Source organism: Nostoc sp. KVJ3 (assembly GCF_026127265.1).
GTDB lineage: Bacteria > Cyanobacteriota > Cyanobacteriia > Cyanobacteriales > Nostocaceae > Nostoc.
In genome coordinates, this window is record NZ_WWFG01000001.1 from 982,701 (window position 1) to 1,000,526 (window position 17,826).

14 protein-coding genes are annotated in these 17,826 nt (G+C 38.6%); 4 read left to right on the top strand and 10 right to left on the bottom strand.

What is annotated here, in order from left to right:
* The first annotated feature begins 703 nt into the window (after positions 1–703).
* Positions 704–4,339, top strand: a complete 3,636-nt coding sequence (locus GTQ43_RS04155) for a hypothetical protein (protein WP_265270954.1) — start codon at positions 704–706, stop codon at positions 4,337–4,339.
* Here GTQ43_RS04155 and GTQ43_RS04160 read toward each other — a convergent pair.
* Positions 4,307–5,563: an ISAs1 family transposase gene (locus tag GTQ43_RS04160; protein WP_265270955.1), complete on the bottom strand. Its 1,257-nt coding sequence runs from the start codon at positions 5,561–5,563 to the stop codon at positions 4,307–4,309. The genes GTQ43_RS04155 and GTQ43_RS04160 overlap by 33 nt on opposite strands.
* Positions 5,564–6,201: 638 nt before the next feature.
* Between GTQ43_RS04160 and GTQ43_RS04165 the strand changes: the two genes are divergently transcribed.
* Together GTQ43_RS04165 and GTQ43_RS04170 are read left to right on the top strand one after the other, a co-directional pair.
* On the top strand, positions 6,202–9,996 hold the full coding sequence (locus tag GTQ43_RS04165; protein ID WP_265270956.1) for a hypothetical protein: 3,795 nt from the start codon (positions 6,202–6,204) through the stop codon (positions 9,994–9,996).
* A 7-nt stretch (positions 9,997–10,003) separates the two neighbouring features.
* Entirely contained in the window at positions 10,004–10,765 is a 762-nt protein-coding gene (locus GTQ43_RS04170) for a hypothetical protein (RefSeq protein ID WP_265270957.1), read from the top strand.
* On the opposite strand, the gene GTQ43_RS04175 is transcribed toward GTQ43_RS04170, so the two are convergent.
* Positions 10,762–11,007: a hypothetical protein gene (locus GTQ43_RS04175; RefSeq protein WP_265270958.1), complete on the bottom strand. Its 246-nt coding sequence runs from the start codon at positions 11,005–11,007 to the stop codon at positions 10,762–10,764. The genes GTQ43_RS04170 and GTQ43_RS04175 overlap by 4 nt on opposite strands.
* A gap of 263 nt (positions 11,008–11,270) precedes the next feature.
* On the opposite strand from GTQ43_RS04175, the gene GTQ43_RS04180 reads away from it, so the two are divergent.
* Positions 11,271–12,059 carry a response regulator gene (locus tag GTQ43_RS04180; RefSeq protein WP_265270959.1) on the top strand — a complete coding sequence of 263 codons (789 nt, stop codon included), beginning with the start codon at positions 11,271–11,273 and terminating at the stop codon, positions 12,057–12,059.
* A gap of 4 nt (positions 12,060–12,063) precedes the next feature.
* Here the strand turns inward: GTQ43_RS04180 and GTQ43_RS04185 are convergent, their stop codons facing one another.
* From GTQ43_RS04185 to GTQ43_RS04220, 8 genes are all read right to left on the bottom strand, one after another.
* Positions 12,064–12,366 (bottom strand): DUF6753 family protein, encoded by a 303-nt coding sequence (locus GTQ43_RS04185; RefSeq protein ID WP_265270961.1) that lies wholly within the window; start codon positions 12,364–12,366, stop codon positions 12,064–12,066.
* A 56-nt stretch (positions 12,367–12,422) separates the two neighbouring features.
* Complete coding sequence (locus GTQ43_RS04190; RefSeq protein ID WP_265270962.1) at positions 12,423–13,289, bottom strand: IS4 family transposase; 867 nt, start codon at positions 13,287–13,289, stop codon at positions 12,423–12,425.
* On the bottom strand, positions 13,225–13,791 hold the full coding sequence (locus tag GTQ43_RS04195) for a hypothetical protein (RefSeq protein WP_265270964.1): 567 nt from the start codon (positions 13,789–13,791) through the stop codon (positions 13,225–13,227). Before GTQ43_RS04195 ends, GTQ43_RS04190 begins: the two co-directional genes overlap by 65 nt.
* Before the next feature lie 180 nt (positions 13,792–13,971).
* Positions 13,972–14,316 carry a DUF6753 family protein gene (locus GTQ43_RS04200; protein ID WP_265270966.1) on the bottom strand — a complete coding sequence of 115 codons (345 nt, stop codon included), beginning with the start codon at positions 14,314–14,316 and terminating at the stop codon, positions 13,972–13,974.
* Positions 14,317–14,373: 57 nt separating this feature from the next.
* On the bottom strand, positions 14,374–15,180 hold the full coding sequence (locus tag GTQ43_RS04205; RefSeq protein WP_265270967.1) for a hypothetical protein: 807 nt from the start codon (positions 15,178–15,180) through the stop codon (positions 14,374–14,376).
* A gap of 23 nt (positions 15,181–15,203) precedes the next feature.
* A complete protein-coding gene (locus tag GTQ43_RS04210; protein WP_414859107.1) occupies positions 15,204–16,085 on the bottom strand; it encodes a chromosome partitioning protein ParA in 882 nt (293 codons plus the stop codon).
* An 883-nt stretch (positions 16,086–16,968) separates the two neighbouring features.
* Positions 16,969–17,475 carry a transposase gene (locus GTQ43_RS04215; RefSeq protein WP_265270970.1) on the bottom strand — a complete coding sequence of 169 codons (507 nt, stop codon included), beginning with the start codon at positions 17,473–17,475 and terminating at the stop codon, positions 16,969–16,971.
* Positions 17,441–17,812 carry a transposase gene (locus GTQ43_RS04220; protein WP_265270972.1) on the bottom strand — a complete coding sequence of 124 codons (372 nt, stop codon included), beginning with the start codon at positions 17,810–17,812 and terminating at the stop codon, positions 17,441–17,443. Before GTQ43_RS04220 ends, GTQ43_RS04215 begins: the two co-directional genes overlap by 35 nt.
* Positions 17,813–17,826: the final 14 nt, after the last annotated feature.

The window sequence follows — 17,826 nt, forward strand, 5'->3', positions numbered from 1 at the left end:
ATAGTCTGGCATAACTCAAACTATACACCAATTCTCATTTTGAGAATAATTACTTGCTCTTTGCTCCCATCGAAAATAAGTTTGAGTAAATAAGAGATTGATAATTAAACTTTAATTTTCGACTCCAAAATACTCAACACTTTTTCTTCCAGAGTAGTCAAATAAGCCTGATACAGCCTCCCCAACTCCCCAACGACTCCAAAAACCTCTGCACCGATTCCTCCAGTTCAGTGAAATACACCTGCGAAATGCGTAGGTTAGCCCGTCGCAGGCATCGCAGATATGTAAGCTGCTCTTGAGACTGCTTGCGAACCCACAGAAGGGTAAAAAATTAGGCAGACATGAAATTATCAAGTTGCTGCCACACTAATTTAGCTTTCTTTCTCAAACTACAGACATCAGCACAATGGCAAACATTAAGAATGTTACTACTGATTTAGCATTAAGCAATAAATAATTGAGAAGTTTGTATATTTTTTTCATACTTAAATTTTGAGATCACGCTGAATTATGTCTTTAAGGGCTATTCTCTAAGTAAGAACTATATTTTAGCGTATAAAAAACTATATTTATTTTGCAAGTGGAAATTAGAAAATTGTTTAATAAATTACCGAAATAGAGAAAGTAAAATCAAGCTTTAAGGGTATTTCAGTGCCAACAAGTAAAAATTTATATTTAATTTTATAAGTTTAATTGTTCATATATGACAATTCAAGCTAAACATTTTGACACTAGGTTAAATCAGTGGATTCATACAGATGGTAATACGGATAATCTAGATTCACTGTTAAAAGAAGAACTTAATAATACCCTAATAGAACATTTCTTTCCTGGGGTTAACTTTTCGTTCGGGCATATGGACGAAAAGTCTACTGTGGAACAATTAATTAATCATCCTGAAGGTCACAAATTATTATTATCATCAAAAACACGGTTGTTATATGGGCCGGAAGAATATCTAGATAGAATTAAACAATTATGCCCTGATAACAAAGATAGAGGTGCTTACGGATCTATTTTTCTTGGTTCGTGTAAAAATAGCGTCAATAAAGAGTTAAATATTCTAATTGTTGATGACAGTAATGGTGAAAATGGTGGCGTTATTAGTAACGACCAGGCATATCGGCTAACAGGAGACTGTTACGGGCAAATATCCACAGACCTATATCACGAATTAACCAAGCATCAAAAAGGTGATAAATATCGAGTAATTCAGCACCGCTTCGGTTGGACTGACCAAGACGGGGATGATAATAAATACCGCTTTGGCAAAGGTACACTACGCCCTGCAAACCTTGACCAAATCCTCAATTATTCAGATCCCAACAACTCAACTAAAATTGACTTAATTCTTCCCTTATCTGCATTCAAGGGAACTGATAAAGACAACCCTAATGGGCCAAGCAAGCCCCAAATTCAACCTGGACTGTACAGGCAAAATATCTGGCTAGGTGAAAAATCACAATCTGAACTCGGTAAAACAGCTATCTCGCAGTTACTCGCTTCATTCCCTAACGGGCTGAAAGACTTTACCGAACAGCTAGAACTTGAAGCCAAAGAGCTTAAGGAAGTACAGGACGACCCCCGGCAACTTGCACAACTTTACTGCAAAAAGTACGAGAAGCGGAAAGCCTTTTTAGAAGAACAAGCAACCACACTAGAAGAACAAGCAGCAGAAGATTTAGAAACTTTGCGCGATGGCGCGGGAGCGCCCGCCGTAGGCGATCGCATTGCTACTGACTCGTTTATTTACAAACTTATCAAAGCTGACCTGCAAGGAGAAGGTCAACTTCTCGAAACTGAGAAAGTACAGCGCGAACTCGCCCGGTTCATCCAAAACGAGTGGAAAGAAATCGCCATCGGCAAGACGCTCACGTTTGAGCGAGCAATGGTCATTCCGTGTAAAGACCTACAAAATGGGGAAATCTCCATCCCGCATTATCAAGATGGGGAAGAAGTTCTCAACTTCCGTTCACCTTTTCTCAACTCAAATGGTCTATGCGTCTCAACTAACAAAGTTGTAGAAGACATCCTTGGGCCTGATGGTCAACCTCTGGCAGGTGCGATCGCTGTCTCGGACGAAACAAGCGATCGCATTTATAACCGCTTTAACGAGGAGGTTAAATCTATCCTCTCAGAAGCTCAAAGTAAAAATATTGAGTTAGAAGGTATTGAAAATTACTTAGATAAAAATATCGGCAAGCTCGAAACTAAAGAGAAAATCGAGTTTACCAACAAATTTAATGAGTATATTTCAGAACTAAGGTCAGCTGGTTACGAACTAGAAATTCTTCCTCAAGAGTCCGAACAAGAGCGTCAGGCACGCGACTACGATGGTGATTGTATTGGCTTCGAGCGGGCAAGCAGGTATCCAAACCTCACTGCCGAGGCAAGGGAGCGCAACCTGCCTGAAAACGCTTACGATCCAACTGTTAAACTCAAAAAACAATCTTTTTACCAGGAAGATGGCAGTCAGCCGGAATTTGAAGAAATCGCCATCCATATGAGCGATGGCATTAGTGTCGGTATTATCAACAATCACCTGACCTCAATTGAGGCGTTAGAGTCAGAAATTACTATCCTGAAAAACTTTGGTAGTGAAAAAGACCAAATTGACTACGTACAGCAGGTAGCCAAACACTACGAAGATTTATTTAAAACAGAAGCCTGGGCAAAATCCAAGGGTATTGAAGGGAAGGAGGTTCCGACCAAGTATCGCGGTTACATGGAAGAGTTTATCAAAACTGTTCGGCAAGAACCCCTAAACCTGGTCAATGCACTAGTAGCAATGAATACTAACATCAAGATATACCGCGAAATGATTGCCGAGGCAGCATTTCAAAACCAAATTGCAGTTGACCTCTTCAAAAGTGCCAAAAAACCCGAAATGGAAATTATCCGCAACAACAGTCGGATTCTCCACCGGGAGGTTAACTATATTAAGGATAAGAAGAAAGATGTTTATATTGACAATACAATTCAACCCACGGGATACTCGCCTGTTGAATTACTAATTGCTCAAACCAACCAGTATTTTGAAAAAGCTCGTTTAGAATCGCGTGAAATCGCCCAATTTCAAGCTTTATTTAAAGGTGTCGAATTTTCTAACGAACAGCGATTAAGAGCTACTCTTGTCAAAAAAGAATTCGACAAATCCTTTAACCAAGCGAGTCAGCTATCTAGACAAAAAGAAACTGAAAAAGGGCCGTCTGCAAATATTACCCTTGCTAACGGCAATCAAGTAAGTGTAACTAACCTTTTACAGTATGACAACGAATTTATCTGGAAAGCTAATAAAATTACAATCAAGGTATCAGAAATATCCAAGGATAAGCGCAACAGTAACCGCCCGCATAAATATGTAGTTTATGCCCAAATTAACGATGAGACTGAGAACGGTAAACCCAAGTTTAGGGCATTAGGAACACTTGCTAAGGAGCAAGAAAACAAACCCGAAGAGATAGGAATTGGACTTGGACAGGAAGTAATTTCTAACAAAATAGCCTTCCAAGCTGAACTAAGCGAAGGTCAAATTAAGCTTCTTTACCAAAAAGCCTACCAGATAGCAGAAGAATTTTCCAATTCAATTCCAGAAGGACAAAAGCTAGCAATGGCAGCTGCTACCTGGGCAGTATCAACTACTCGTGAGAGTAGTAATGATAAAGGTAGCGATTACCAAAAGAAAGTTTCTAATTTCGCCTTTGCTGCCTTTTCTGAAGAGATTATCAGTCAGTTAGACACACTCAGATTTAACGAATTTAGTATCACTGGGTTCGACCGCAGTAGTGAATTATTTCATGAAAACCAACCTCAAAATATTCGATTTAATCTAGCTGAAGATGGAAAAAGTGTCATTGAACTCCAGAATCAGGAAGGTAATTATGAAACATTTGGAAATATAGAACAAAGTAACGCCCGACTACCAATTGGTAGTGTTGCTATTGCCAGCATTGAAAAAGGTGAAGTATATACCACCTCTGTTACAACCAAAGTACCCGGACTACCAGAACTTACCTTTAAAGTAGGTGAAGTTAATAAGTTTGGAAATTCCCAAAGGTTCAATAATGAACCTGTAATGTTAACAATTGAAAAGGTTGATCTTATTCGTGAAGACTATAGTATTTATCTTCAAAATGGTAATAAACCTGAGAAACTAGGCAACATTGATAAGGAATCAATCAAGGAGGGTATTGCTCAAGGTTGGCTAGCAGAAAAACCTGGTAATGGGCAACAGTTACAGCTTAAAATTCAAACCATCATCACCGGACAAAATGCCTATGCAATAGCCAGGGTAAGAGCATCTCAATCAGGCTTGACACAAGGAATCAGAAGAATCTAAAGTATTGTCAATGAAACAACTGAGAACCTGAATCATATAATTGTTATCCATAGCGGTGCGTTTCATTTTTTGACGAAGACTACGTTTGTAGGTCTGTTCACGGTTAAGAGCATTGAGAGCGAAGCGTCGTAAAAGAGCAAAATTTTGGGGACTGTGGAAAGAACGAATGCGACAAGCGTCTTCTGCAAAAGTACAGTCGAGAGTCCAGTGAGCCTCGTTTTCAATGCCCCAGTGTTTTCGGATAGCCCGACCGATAATTTGAGCATCACTGTTTAAAGAAGTGAGATAAAACTGAACCTCACGAGTAGTTTTATTCCAAAGATGACGAACACGGACAACCATAACTAGAGATTGCAAACCTGCCCATAATTTGGGTTGATAAAGCTCACCGATAGCCGCAATGGGTACAGTCCAAACTTCACGAATTTCCGTGCGATGATGTGCTTTTTCAATCCGTTTGTCATAACTAACATTAATCCCCGAAAATTGCTCTGCTTGCGCTTTGTCAAACCATTCTTTGACTTGAGAATAGAGCATGGGATGGTTGGCTTTCAGTGCCAGGACATAATCAGCTTTTTTGGCGATAATCTGTTTGGCAATTTCGGTTTGTGTTCCCATTGCATCAATGGTGATGATACAGCCAGAGATGTCTAGCATTTCTAACAGTGCTGGAATGGCGGTGATTTCATTGGATTTATCTTCTACTTTCACTTGTGCCAACACTAAACTGTGCTCACTCGCCCAGGCACTTATAAGGTGGAGTGCGCTTTGACCTTGATTGCGGTCATAAGAACCCCTAATTGTCTTTCCATCTATGGGGATAATTTCTCCTCCCATGTTTGTGATTAGGGTTTCTACCCATCTCAAGAAACATCGATTTAATGCTTCTGGGTCGATCAACTCAAACACTCGTCGAAATGTATCATCTGAGGGAATACCATTTGGTAATGCCAGAAACTCTTCTAACCATGTTTGCTTGCTGATGCCATAATTCTCGATGTCTTCCCACCCTTGTGCTCCAGCTATGATTGCTAAAATTGCGATGACTAAGATATCTGTGAATTGATGTTTCTTCGTCCGCTCTACTCTCTTGTCTTTGATATCCGAGAAATGCTCAACTAGACTTTGTTGAATACTGCCAATGTCTGCTATTTTTCTTGATTTTGGCTGACAACGAGTATTTTTGACACTATCAGCAGATTTAGTTTCAAAGCCCTCTGACATCAATTTGGCTCCAGGAGATTTTCAATCGAGTAATTGAATTCATCTCATTGATCTTGCTCGGTCGTCAAGTCTATTTTTTACACATTCATTAATACTATCTTCTAGAACTTGTCAAGTTTTCTTTATACCAAATTAGATGCGCTTACCCTGATGCAATAGCAGAGACATCTAAGGGAAATTTTTTACGAATTAATATTACTAATCCAAAATACAAAAAACAGGAGATTAGCAACCAAGCATTTAAAGAAACTTTAGTTAGAGCATTTGATAAAAAGCACGTTTATATTGCTAAAATTGGTGATCAATCACTCGGTATTATTGGTCAGCATACTGAACGCCTCGAAGCTGAGTTAAATAGAGAGAATGTACAAAGACAGTGGCAAAGGAAAGAAAGTAGCACTGTACAAAAACTAATTGATACAGGTATTATTCGCTTAAACCAACAACGAACTACTATCCCTGTAGAGATTACCAGTAATGAAAGTACCTGTAAAATAACTATTAATCCAGAAACAGTAGAGTATCCCGACAAGTGGGTTAAGCGCAGTCAGCTTATCAGTAATGAGCAGCCTGCCAGAAACGAACAGCAAGAAAAACGTAACCAAATACTCGGTAAAATTAACGAACGTCCTGCAATCATGTTCCAAGATAAAGAACAAAAATTAGTAGGGGTTTTAGGATTAGCAGTTGATGAAAATATAGCCGAAAAAACCAAAAAATATCTCGAAAAAGTAGGAGTATCATACGAACAGCTTGCCATATCACAAGCTCGGTTTGAAGCCAAAAAAGGTATGACTGTATTCATACTTGATGAAAGTACCATCAGTCAAGAATTAAAACAAACATTTATTGACCGTGCTGGTGGTTATATCAAGAGCGCAGATACACCTTCACAAATCACTCCAATCATTCCAGAACAAACTGTATATTTTTATAACCCAAACCAACAATATACTTCTCCAGATGGATCGCAGGTAGAAGCTAAAGAAGCTCTCGGATTAGTAGTTCCCGCACAAGACGCGATCGCTGTAGCTACTTGGCTAGAATCAAAATCTACTAAAAATCATTATTTTATTGAGAGTAACACAGCTACATTTATTTTTAATAAAAATGAGATTAGTGAAAAAATAAACGAGGAATTAAATAGTTTACTTGGAGAACCGATTAATATCGGTGAAGTTGAGGGATTTGACCGCTACGAACAGCTTAGTGCAGAGTTAAATCAAAAAGTTGCGACTGAAGGTAGTCGTTTAGAATTAAACCAAATTCCAGAAAATAGTGAGTACAAAAAAGCTCTACAAGCACTACCTAACCGTCCCAGAGAGCTTAATCAAGAAGATTCTCCAGTACCAATTATTCCTGCAAAAGCTGTACCAGAAAATAATATAACTAACATTCAATCAAATACTAACGCTACAGTTGCAGGTATTTCACAAGTTTACAAAAACGCAGTTGATATACAAGTATCAACAAACACAAAATTAGAAGTTGATAACCAAGCAATATTACTACCCAACTCGCGCCAAGCCGATCAAACTAAAGCTATCGAAATATTAGGTAAGGTAAGCGAGGAAAAAGTAGAACAATTGCGATCGCACCTTGAAACCCACCTCAAACCCGTACTTGAAAACGATAAATCTAACTACGCACTACTGAGACAAGTTGCATGGGTCGGTGCAAAATGGGATTTGAAGGATAAACACTTCAAGCCAGGGGTACAGGACGACAAGTTAATGAAACTTGTCAAACAAGTATATCCTGACGCTGATATTGTGCTGGTAACTTATTCCAAAAACCCCGGCGCTGGCATCAACTACCACCGCGATGACTCCTACGCCGCGACGGAAGCCCGCAGCATTAATATCGGAAATTCTGACTGGGGATATCGCGCTGCTAAGGAACGAATGGCATGGACTAGGGAGGAGAATCAGGACGCACCATACCAAGAATTTAAACTTGAGTCGGGTACAGTAACCCGCTTTAACTGCAAGAACGAACACGCTGCCCTCAATACTGAGGCTGGCAGATGGTCTATCAACATCTGGTCAATTAAAAATGACCTGGGCAGAGAAAACAGCGTTCGCCAAAAATTTGAGAACTTCCTCGCCTCAAACCAACCTCCTCGTGCGATAGTCCAAAGCAACAGCGACCTTACCATCAAAACTAACGAGTGGACACCTGGGGGAGAAATTAAAGTAGAACGTAGCTATACAAGCCTCAGAGAAGTCACTCAAAATACTGCCTCACACCCTTTAAACCAAGCAACTGTAGAAGAAATTATCGCCATCGGGAATTCCACTGCGGTACGCGCTGCTAACCCTCAGATTCCAGACAACCCGACTATATCTGGAAAACCAGTACCAATGGTTTATTCCCTGCATCTGCACGGCGAATCTTCCACAGTACCAGCTAATACAACTATCGATGCCATGCGCGGACACGGTAGGATACACACCACCAGAGGTGTAGACTACCAAAAAACTTATGGTGTCAAAGAGAGAGATATTGCGATCGCCCTTGGTAAAAACGGCGAGCAAGTTGCTTTCCGAGTGGGTAAGCAGTACAAAATTCCCCCCGAAATGATTCAAGATCCAAGTTACCAGCAAGCCTGGGCGAAATGGGAAAAGCATTCATCTAAAGAACTTACCCAAACCCAGGCGAGTAAGAGTCAGGTATATGGCTTATTCATGGAGCCGCTAGGGGATTATGTCAATGGCAAAATTGTTTCGTTCCCAGCCATCCAAAAACAACCTCCAACTCCAGTAAATATCAGCCCCGACTCAAAAGATGGGCTTGGAGTAGCACTCAGCCTTGCCACTGCACTCGCAAAAGAACAAGGCAAGCTGCAAAACGATTACCAAGTTTCAGTCAATAATAATCCAGAAGCCCCCACCGGACGATATGGAGTAGAGAACCACAGCCAAAAACCTGAAGGAGTAGCATACGCATCTGCCGAACACGCATTTAACCACCAAAAGCAGTTGCATCCATCAGCTGATGAATACAAGTTAATGGTAGAAGTACTTCAAGCTAAACTCGAACAACACCCCCGGTTAACTGAGGCGATCGCCAAACGCGGAGGAACTGAGTGGCTGGAAAACTGTACCGCAGCTGCTACAACGGGGGGAACCCCAACGGACAGTTCGCTCAAGTCGGGAAACCCGCCCACGCGACTGTCCTCCGCAACGCACTGCCTCACCAATATGACTAACGCCCAGGATAAACAGTGGGAAGGTAAGGGTAAAGAATCCGCATTTATTCAAGCCCTCAGCGAAGCATACAGCAATATAACTGAAAAGTCACAACAAACTACAGTACAAACCCAGCAGAAAAAGTCCGAACAGACTGATCGTCCGCTAACAAATCCACTATCCCAACTCGAACCCATAAACGCCGCCGTCGCTGAACACATGAAAAAAGATATTGCGATGGCACAAATAGCTACCCAGTTTATCGGTAAATCAGCTGCACCCCCCGAAACACCTTCAAGCACCCGTAATTACGAGCAAGCATGGGGAGAACACGCCAACACTGGAAATTACTCAAAAGACGACATCATTATGGTATCCGGATCTGGCCCGTGGCGCGGAGTGACAAGCGAGCAAATTGCCCAAACTTTTAAAAATCACTACAAACCGCTACTTAATAAGGCAATAAAAGCGAAAAGCTCTTTCATAGTCGGAAATGCACAAGGAAGTGACCAATTAGTTCAAAATTACCTTCAAGAAAAAGGGTATAAAGTAGAACAAACTTCCCAAGGATACGCTGTATTTAATCCTGTAGAAAATACCAAAATTAGTACCAACACTATTTCTTCCAATACACAAGTATTACATAACTCGTTTATTGCTAAAGACAAGAGCATTTTCCCTCAACAACAAAGTCAACAACCAAATATTGACCAAGCACTCGCATCACCTTCTCAACCCAGAATGCAGCAGGTTGGAGCGATGGATAGTATTATCGAGCGGATGAAAGCTAATACAATGCAAAATCTTCAAGACTGGTATGTAGCAGCTGAAAAGCTCGGTAAATCAGAAACATATCTCAATAGAATTCAGGAGGTAACTGATTTATACATCAAAGAAAATATCAGTCTTGAGAACGCTTTTAAGGCAATGGAGCAAGATATTAAGGAGCTAGAAAAAATTAATGAAATGACCAGTCTTGCCCAAAGTTTAGTGAAAATCATTGGACAGGAAGATATCAATGGCATTATGTCAGTACAAACAGAAAAATACCAAATTGCTACAAAAGCCCAAGACAAAATTTACTTAGTTAAAGATAAAAATGACAACATATTATTATATGTCAAAGAAGGAAAAGCCCAAGTAAGTAACATCAGTGATGAAACATTACAGGATTTTCAACTCATGAATTCCCGTATCAATAATGCTCTCAAAGATGTCAAAAAAGATTTAGTGGAGAGGTAATTTTAGTATGAAAGAACTAATCGAACTTCCAGTAGAAGGTTTAACTCCAGTGATGCAAGCCAGTCTCCTCAGAGAATTGATCAAACAGCTTAATATACCTAATGAGAAATTTGAAGAATGTGCAAAAAAGCCTCCAACTGCTGAGGAAACAAAAGAGGCTGTGCTACGGTTGAATTCGGAAATTAACAGAATCAGTGAAATACTGCAAGATGAAGCAAAAGTAAACTCTACAGAACTTGAACCTATCACTTTTGTTAATCAAGAGTCATCTTCACAAGCCGAAGCAAGCCAGTTCACAGGAACGACAATTGAACAAGAGATTCTAAAAAATCCCACAAATAAAAATGACGACAATAATGGCAACCCAGTAGAAGAGAGTCCAGAAGATAGAGTACAATCTCTTACCGCCGATTCTCAAATTAGACAGTTTGTTATTCCTGTAATTTTAGACCGCTTAGATATATTTGGAAAATCAGATAAAGAGACACAAGGGATTATTTATAAAGGTGAAGCATATACTGCAAGTCTAAAATTAGAAGAAGATTCGCAAACTCTTAGCCTTGATAGAAATTTGCCTGATTCCGAACAAAGTCAAGAAGCACTCTTGGCATCTCGTGACAATAAGTCAAAAGAGTACTCTATCACCATTAATAATCTCACCAAAGAGGAATTTGAACGTTTCAAGACTCTGTTCAATGAGCAACAAACACGCCGCGAACAGAGTCAACAACAATTCAAAAACCAGGATTCTGCTAAAGAGCTAGATTAAATCAACCCAAACCACACGCCATACATAAAAGCTATAAATCCAAAAATCTGCTTTTTATTAAAACTCAGGGGGGTCTTGGGACAAATAACAACCGCAACAGCAAAATAGTAAAAAGACGCAGTAAAGTCAAACAAACTCGTCGGGTTAACAGGCAATCTGCCTAACCCGACCAAACATAGCATCCCCATTAAAGACCAAACAACAATCTTTTCTATCCATCCTAAAATTTTATCGCTCTTCATAAAAAATTATCTATTCCTCCATCAATTCGCTGATAACTATTAAAACTAGTACTGATAAATAAAATTATCTAGTAAATAGATTGCTTAATGAAAACTACATAAACCACCCAATTACTTTGTAAAGTTTTTACAAATAATATAAAGATTTTAAATAAGCTAATTATTTTATAGTAATTGTAAAGATTAAATATTCTCGAAAAGGTAAGTGCTATAAGTATTATTATCAGGGACAATACCAATACCAAACCAAAAAAGCATATAATATGAAACCTATTAATGTTGTCATCATTGAAAATGAGAACATATCTAGGATTGGCGCGGCAACAATATTATCTGAAACTGGTGCAATCCAAGTATGTGGCGTTGCCAAATACGGAAAACAAGGAATAGAAATTGTTGACAAAGAAAAGCCAGATATCGTAATTATAAATATTGATTTACCGGATATCGATGGCATTGATGTAATAAGCACAATTAAATCCAAACACGCATCAATTAGAATTGTGGTTATGACTGCAAATAGCAGCAGAGATACCATTAACGCAGCAATTAGTAATGGCGCAGACTGCTACTACGCTAAAAATAGCGTTAGAGAAGAAGTAGGAGAAAGATTCGTTGAAGCAGTCATGGCTGCGTACAATAATGAATCATGGATTGACCCAACTATTAATCGTATTTTGATTGATAGTCTCAGGTCAAATGACACACCCGATAGAAATGCACTAGATTTGTTAAGTGATTTCTCTAATAAAGAGATCACAGTTCTTCAATTAGCTGCCGGAGGCATGAAAAATAATGAAATTGCCAATGTCATGTATGTTTCAGAAGGTACAGTAAGGTCATATCTACATAATTCATTTATCAAGCTAGGAGTCAAAGATAGGTTAAACGCTATCCGCGAAGCAATCCGCCTGGGAATCCTCAGCTTTACAGACATGAAAATCGAAGAAGAAGTTACTCAAGAAACCCACGCAAGAGTCAAAACAAACCAAAAAAGTCAAAAAGATACAGCTAAAACGAGTAATAAGGGATACAAAGGCTGGGTTGCCTAAAAAATTAATCAACTGCAATTATGCAGCCACCTGAATACTTTTTCTGCTGGCGGCAAGTTTTAATGATAGCGGCGTTTTTAACATAAATACTACGCGCTACCTTACCTTCATTGGATTTAGCCCAATCTAAAAGCTTTTTATCTTCAGATTGTAAGATGGCAGATCCAGAAGCCGCCGGCTGAAAAGTTATACTTCCAGCGATGGTCTTGTATGTAAAAACACCAATTGCAGCCCCTAAAGCCAGTACAAAACCCAATACCCCGGCCACTTGTGCCAATCGCCAATTAATTACACCCAAGTGAGGCAAAACCCCACCAGCTTGCTTAGTCGAATGGCACTAAGAAAAGCCGAAACACTTGTGGTTTAAGCGGTTTGCAATTGCTTTTGTAATTCATGCCGGGGTTTGGTCATTAGGGGGTAGGCTTTCGGGCGACGTTTACGGACTCGTGGTTCACTTCTTCCAGGGCGATCGCTCACAGCCTTGTGAGCAATAACTTTAAGTAAAGTCCAATAAATTTGAAAACGTTTTGTTGAAGTTGCAGCTAAAAATTTGGGAATAAAGTTATTTAAATGGTGGCGAGTACCTTGCAGTGATAGGCGTAACGGAGGATTGCCGTAAGTAATACCCGCAGACCACATCAAACTACGAAGTAAATTATAGGCAAGCAAATAAACATAAATTTCTTTGCGTACCATTGAGGGGGTTTTACAGCGCAAAACATCCATTCCCAAAGTAGTTTTAAGATGTCTTAAATCCAATTCAACATCCCAACGTTTACTGTAAAGCCCAACAATTTCGAGAGTAGAATAAGAAGATTTATCTAAAAGAGTAGTAATTAAACTGACTTGTTGAGTGCGAAAACCAGGAATAACAATGTAGTAGTAAATTTCCCGCACAGTGATGGAAGAAGGTAGAGCATCAAATTCACCTTTACTTAATCCTTTTGAACAAGTTTTAGGCTTATACCAAGTAACTAATTTGTCACAAGCCCCAACAATTTTACCTTTTCGCATCGTTGTTGTGCGAGATTGATGTTTACGGAATACAGCATCACAATTAAGCTTTTTGATAGTAAATATATCGGCATAAGCGCAAAAAGCTCTATCCCCTAAAAGTACATCATTGGGTTTGAGAAAACCATACAGCCTCCTTGCTAATTTAATATCATGAGTGTTCAATACATCGATGCACAAAGCAACGGCGGCTCCTGTAACTAAACTGAATATCACACCAATTTTGGCTATTGGAAAGCCACATCCATCTTTTTGAGTGCACGGTTAGCGGGTATTCTTTTTGGTTTTCTACAGTGTCTGGCATAGATACCGTCGAGCCGTCTATCACTAAAATATTTCGACCACACCATAAATGCTCTTGGGTTACTTTTTCTTCCAGTTTTTGTGCTGAATAATTGAAAAGCTTCTCTAATAATTTTTCTGGCAATCTTACCCTAGCTTGACAGTAAGCACTCGTATCCGATGAAGGAATTTCTACATCTGAACCTGCTAAATGAGCAATTATTTTACTCACAGCATTATGACAAGTTTTATCACTATCCAAAACTTGCGACAAAAACGCCCACAAAGTAATAAATGGATCAAATAATCGCTTTTTATATTTAATTTTCACTTCAGAGATTGCAAGTTTTATTGCAGATTCTGGCAATAGTTCTTTAAAAGGTAAACCTAAAGATGAATTAAATTTATCCTTGAGGATTTGTACTTGTAGTGTCACAGTAGTAATTATCGTATTCGCTTGCTCGTCTCAAAAAAGTATTTCACAGACGAGTAAGCTTTTCCTATCTAAAAATTTTTTGGGGCAACCCTCACCGTTACCCTGATTTTCACAGCACCTACAAAAAATAGCGATCGCTCTTACTCCTTGACTCCTTAATCGCATAAATGCCTGTAATCATTACGGAGCATAGCTTAAAGCTTTTCTTAGTGCCATTCCTTGCTTAGTCATCTTAACTAAATCCTTCGCAGCTTCTGCGATCGCACTCTTTTGTTGGTGTATAGCCACCTTAGAAGCACTATTAAGCTTATCGTCTACCATGTCAGTCCAACCCACCACAAGGGAGTCTAGCCTACCTGGTAGTTGCTGCAACGCAAACTGGGTTGTACCTAGTTCGGCGTATAGGTTAAACAAGGGGTCATCAGGCCGAACACCCAATTTAAGTATCCAATCAGTAACCTCTGCTTTTTTTTCTTCAGAATATTCTGCAACAACTTTTTCAACAACTTTTGCAATATTGGTCATAGGTTGTTTTTAAACAGTCAATTTAAAGTCTCACTTTCAATTTGGTAAAGCCAATACTTACCATTTCTCAGATTCAATATCTTCAGTTACATCAAGATTGGAAGGACTTTGTTTATTTGCACTTACAGAAGCTAATTCTGCACAGTTCGTACTCAACCCTAAATAATTAGAAGCTATTCCATTAGAAACAATAGAGTTATGAAAATTCTCCATCCAGTTGAATACTATCGAACGCTGAATAGTATTAAGAGGAGAGTGAGTTTCAATCAGTTGAGCATAAGGTAAACCAGTATCCTCAAGCAACTGGTAAAAGTCATTATGCAATCCACCTAAAACTAGTTCCAAGCCGTTTAATTTTTTAATATCAGCTTGGAATTGACTCCCCTCATAGTATCGAAATTGCTTGCCAAAGTAATGATTTTGGATAACAACATAATCAACCTGACTACCAAAATGTTGATATAAATCCTGAAGATAATCTTCAACACAGTCTTTACGGCGTGATATCGGGTGCAAGAAAGTAACACGATATCCTAGACAATTAAGATTTTCTATCAGTGAAACATCTCTCTCAAAAAACTTTAATTCTCGGAGGTTTTGACCTGGCATATCAGTCAAAATAACTTCAATTTTCGGAAACATTTCTAAGTCGAGTAATAACCTATCAGAATCACCTCTAGAGAATCCCAAATGGTTTATCTCAAAGCGTTGTGTTTGATACATCGATAGCTTATTACGATGCCCGTGGTAGAAAACACGCACATTGAGTTGATTTTTCAAGTACAACTCTAGCAATAGCCTAGAAGCTGTAGACTTACCTACACGAGCATCACCCGATGTAATCACAAAACGTTTTCTAAACATAATAAACCAAGTAAACTACTAAATTAAGCAGCTATATTTTCAGATTGTAAATTTGGATCTTGATTTTTAGCTTTTTCTTTTTCTTCATCTTCTCTAAGCTCTTTAGACTTTTCAACAACTGCTGGATAGTAACAATCATCTGGTTGTATATCAAAGCCAAATAAATTAAATGCTGGCTTAATTTGCGCTTCAAACTCAGCAAGCCAAGATTTAATTCTCGATTTAATCACAATATTTGTTTCTTTATGAGTCTGACCTTCATTAAATGTCAGAGCATGGCGGTCAATAAAGTCGTAGGATTTGTAGAATAAATCTGGCATCACAAGTTCTACTAGACCTTCTGCAAGCATATTTTGACGCAGAAAAGCGTCATTATAACGCTCAAATTTTTCTTCTTCACCATGAAATAAGTTCTTGACGACAATATAATCTACTTGATCTTTACAAAGTTCACGCAGTTTTTCTAGAACATTTATGGAATCAAGAACCCTACTAATCACTGAAACCATCGTAACTTGGCAATTAATATCGGTTTTAAGCACTTCAAAAAATGAAAGCTCTTTGACATAACTTTCAAAGAAACCTCCAGATTGTGCTGGTAAGTCTAATAGTGTAATAGGACAATCACTCTCATCTAAATTAATTAATAAATCGTCAGCACCACCTCTATGGAAAATATCAATGTAACGTATTATCGGTCGGTAGTCTTTTTTGAAATATCTTTCTAACTGAGGATTTCTTAAGTCAGCTTCATAAGTGACACAGGGTAAATTTTTATTAATGTACAGTTGAAATAGCGCTCGTGCAAAGGTGCTTTTTCCCACACCACCTTTATCACCTGTGACAATTATTAGCCGCTTTTGAGGTTTACTATTATTACTCTTGATTGTATTATCATCAGACATGACTTTCTTACCATTATTGGTTCTATTTTGAGACATAGCAATCCTCTACAAAGCAAATACACTTTGTTGATGTAAATCGAAACTTTTAAACCTTATTTTGAAGAGAAGAATTCATTTGTAATAGTTAAAAAGCATTTAGTATAAGCAACCTTTAACGATAAAATTAGTTGATTATACAGGTTCTCAGTAAACCACATAAAATAGCTATATCCTTCGATGAATACTTCCCGAATAAATAATCAAAAGTATACTTATGCAAAAATGTAAATGCCTGCATCAATTCTAAAATGCTCATATCCTTGTCCTAAAAATTAGCTATATGATTGAGCCAATAAATACTCATTATTCAATAAAATCTAACTACTCTGTTTTACATAGATTGGTTTTAGTATGGAACCTTTACCTCAAAAAGCCAATCAAAAAAAATTCAATATTTAACCAACATTTGTTGACATATAAATTAGCAATAAATTTTATTTAGTTTGCCTAAAGTATCATAAAATATGAAAATATATACAAAACTGTAGGAAATTTACTCAGCTAAAATGTCCTCCAATAAACTTATAAAAATCACAAAAATTACCAGATGAAAGCTATGCTTAGTGTTACCTCATGGAAGGCTACTCAACAAAAAAAACGACGCTACAGATATGCGGGTTTAGAATCACCTTTTTAGTCTGGTGAAGACTTTGATGATGATTTCTAGTCAGTTTCAGTATCATCATCAAAGTCTTCATCTTCCTCAGCAAAAGCTTGTTAGCCCCACTCCTCCTCTAAAAATTAATCCGTTCCCTCTCTCTTATCTTCTGAGGAATTCTGGGAAGAAATTTTTTTGGCGATCACATCCAATATTGTTGATATCTGATCGGGACTATTTAAGAATCTATCCCACTAATAAAATTCTTTGAATCCAGATATGAATAGTAGCAAGATCAATGAATGCATCAAAATATACTTTTTTACGTTCCCAACGAACAACTAGGCGACGATATTTACGTTGATACCAAGCAAAACAACGTTCTTGCTGATATCTGGGAACAGAAATTTTAATAGGTCTACCTCTATTTTTCTTGGTTTTCCAAACCCGTTTTGGTATTTGGGGTCGAATGCCTCGCTTACGGAGGGCAGCACGTTTTTCCTTTGAATCGTAACCTTTATCAGTAGCCAGTACCTTAAGTTTTTTACGTGGTCTACCCCGTCTTAAAGTTCTCAGTTTTACTTTGTCAAGTAGAGGTAATACTTGTTCTCTCTCGTTACCATTGGCGGCAGTGGTGGAGTTAGCTAGGGGCATTCCATTGCCTTCAGTCAGTGTGTGAATAAGAACACCTTTCCCCTTGCCACCATAAGCAATTTCCTCACCTCCTCCCAACAAGCGGGGAAAAAGAGCCATCAATAGCTCCAAAATCCCAGTTTATAAGACCTTTCTCATCAGCGTAGGCGTAGCCCGCCGCAGGCATCGCTAAGATACGTCCTTGTAAATATTCAAATGTTCCATCTGAGCGCCATCGCTTTAACCATCGGTGAGAAGAGCTTTTCGATGCCCATACACCCCCACGTGGTAGGTCACACCATCTACACCCAGTAATCAAAATGTACAACAGACTATTTAATACATGACGATATGGTGCATGAGGCATTCCTTTGCCACGTTTAGATGCCTCCTCAGTAAATATATCTTCAAACAACTTCCACTCTAGGTCACTCAGTCCTTCAAAACGTCCAGCCATATAGTGATACACCC

Excerpts from the sequence above, each read along its gene's own strand:
- GTQ43_RS04155 (WP_265270954.1), top strand. The coding sequence starts at position 704 with ATGACAATTCAAGCTAAACATTTTGACACTAGGTTAAATCAGTGGATT.
- GTQ43_RS04160 (WP_265270955.1), bottom strand. The coding sequence starts at position 5,563 with ATGTCAGAGGGCTTTGAAACTAAATCTGCTGATAGTGTCAAAAATACT.
- GTQ43_RS04165 (WP_265270956.1), top strand. The coding sequence starts at position 6,202 with ATGTTCCAAGATAAAGAACAAAAATTAGTAGGGGTTTTAGGATTAGCA.
- GTQ43_RS04170 (WP_265270957.1), top strand. The coding sequence starts at position 10,004 with ATGAAAGAACTAATCGAACTTCCAGTAGAAGGTTTAACTCCAGTGATG.
- GTQ43_RS04175 (WP_265270958.1), bottom strand. The coding sequence starts at position 11,007 with ATGAAGAGCGATAAAATTTTAGGATGGATAGAAAAGATTGTTGTTTGG.
- GTQ43_RS04180 (WP_265270959.1), top strand. The coding sequence starts at position 11,271 with ATGAAACCTATTAATGTTGTCATCATTGAAAATGAGAACATATCTAGG.
- GTQ43_RS04200 (WP_265270966.1), bottom strand. The coding sequence starts at position 14,316 with ATGACCAATATTGCAAAAGTTGTTGAAAAAGTTGTTGCAGAATATTCT.
- GTQ43_RS04205 (WP_265270967.1), bottom strand. The coding sequence starts at position 15,180 with ATGTTTAGAAAACGTTTTGTGATTACATCGGGTGATGCTCGTGTAGGT.
- GTQ43_RS04210 (WP_414859107.1), bottom strand. The coding sequence starts at position 16,085 with ATGTCTGATGATAATACAATCAAGAGTAATAATAGTAAACCTCAAAAG.
- GTQ43_RS04215 (WP_265270970.1), bottom strand. The coding sequence starts at position 17,475 with ATGGCTCTTTTTCCCCGCTTGTTGGGAGGAGGTGAGGAAATTGCTTAT.
- GTQ43_RS04220 (WP_265270972.1), bottom strand. The coding sequence starts at position 17,812 with ATGGCTGGACGTTTTGAAGGACTGAGTGACCTAGAGTGGAAGTTGTTT.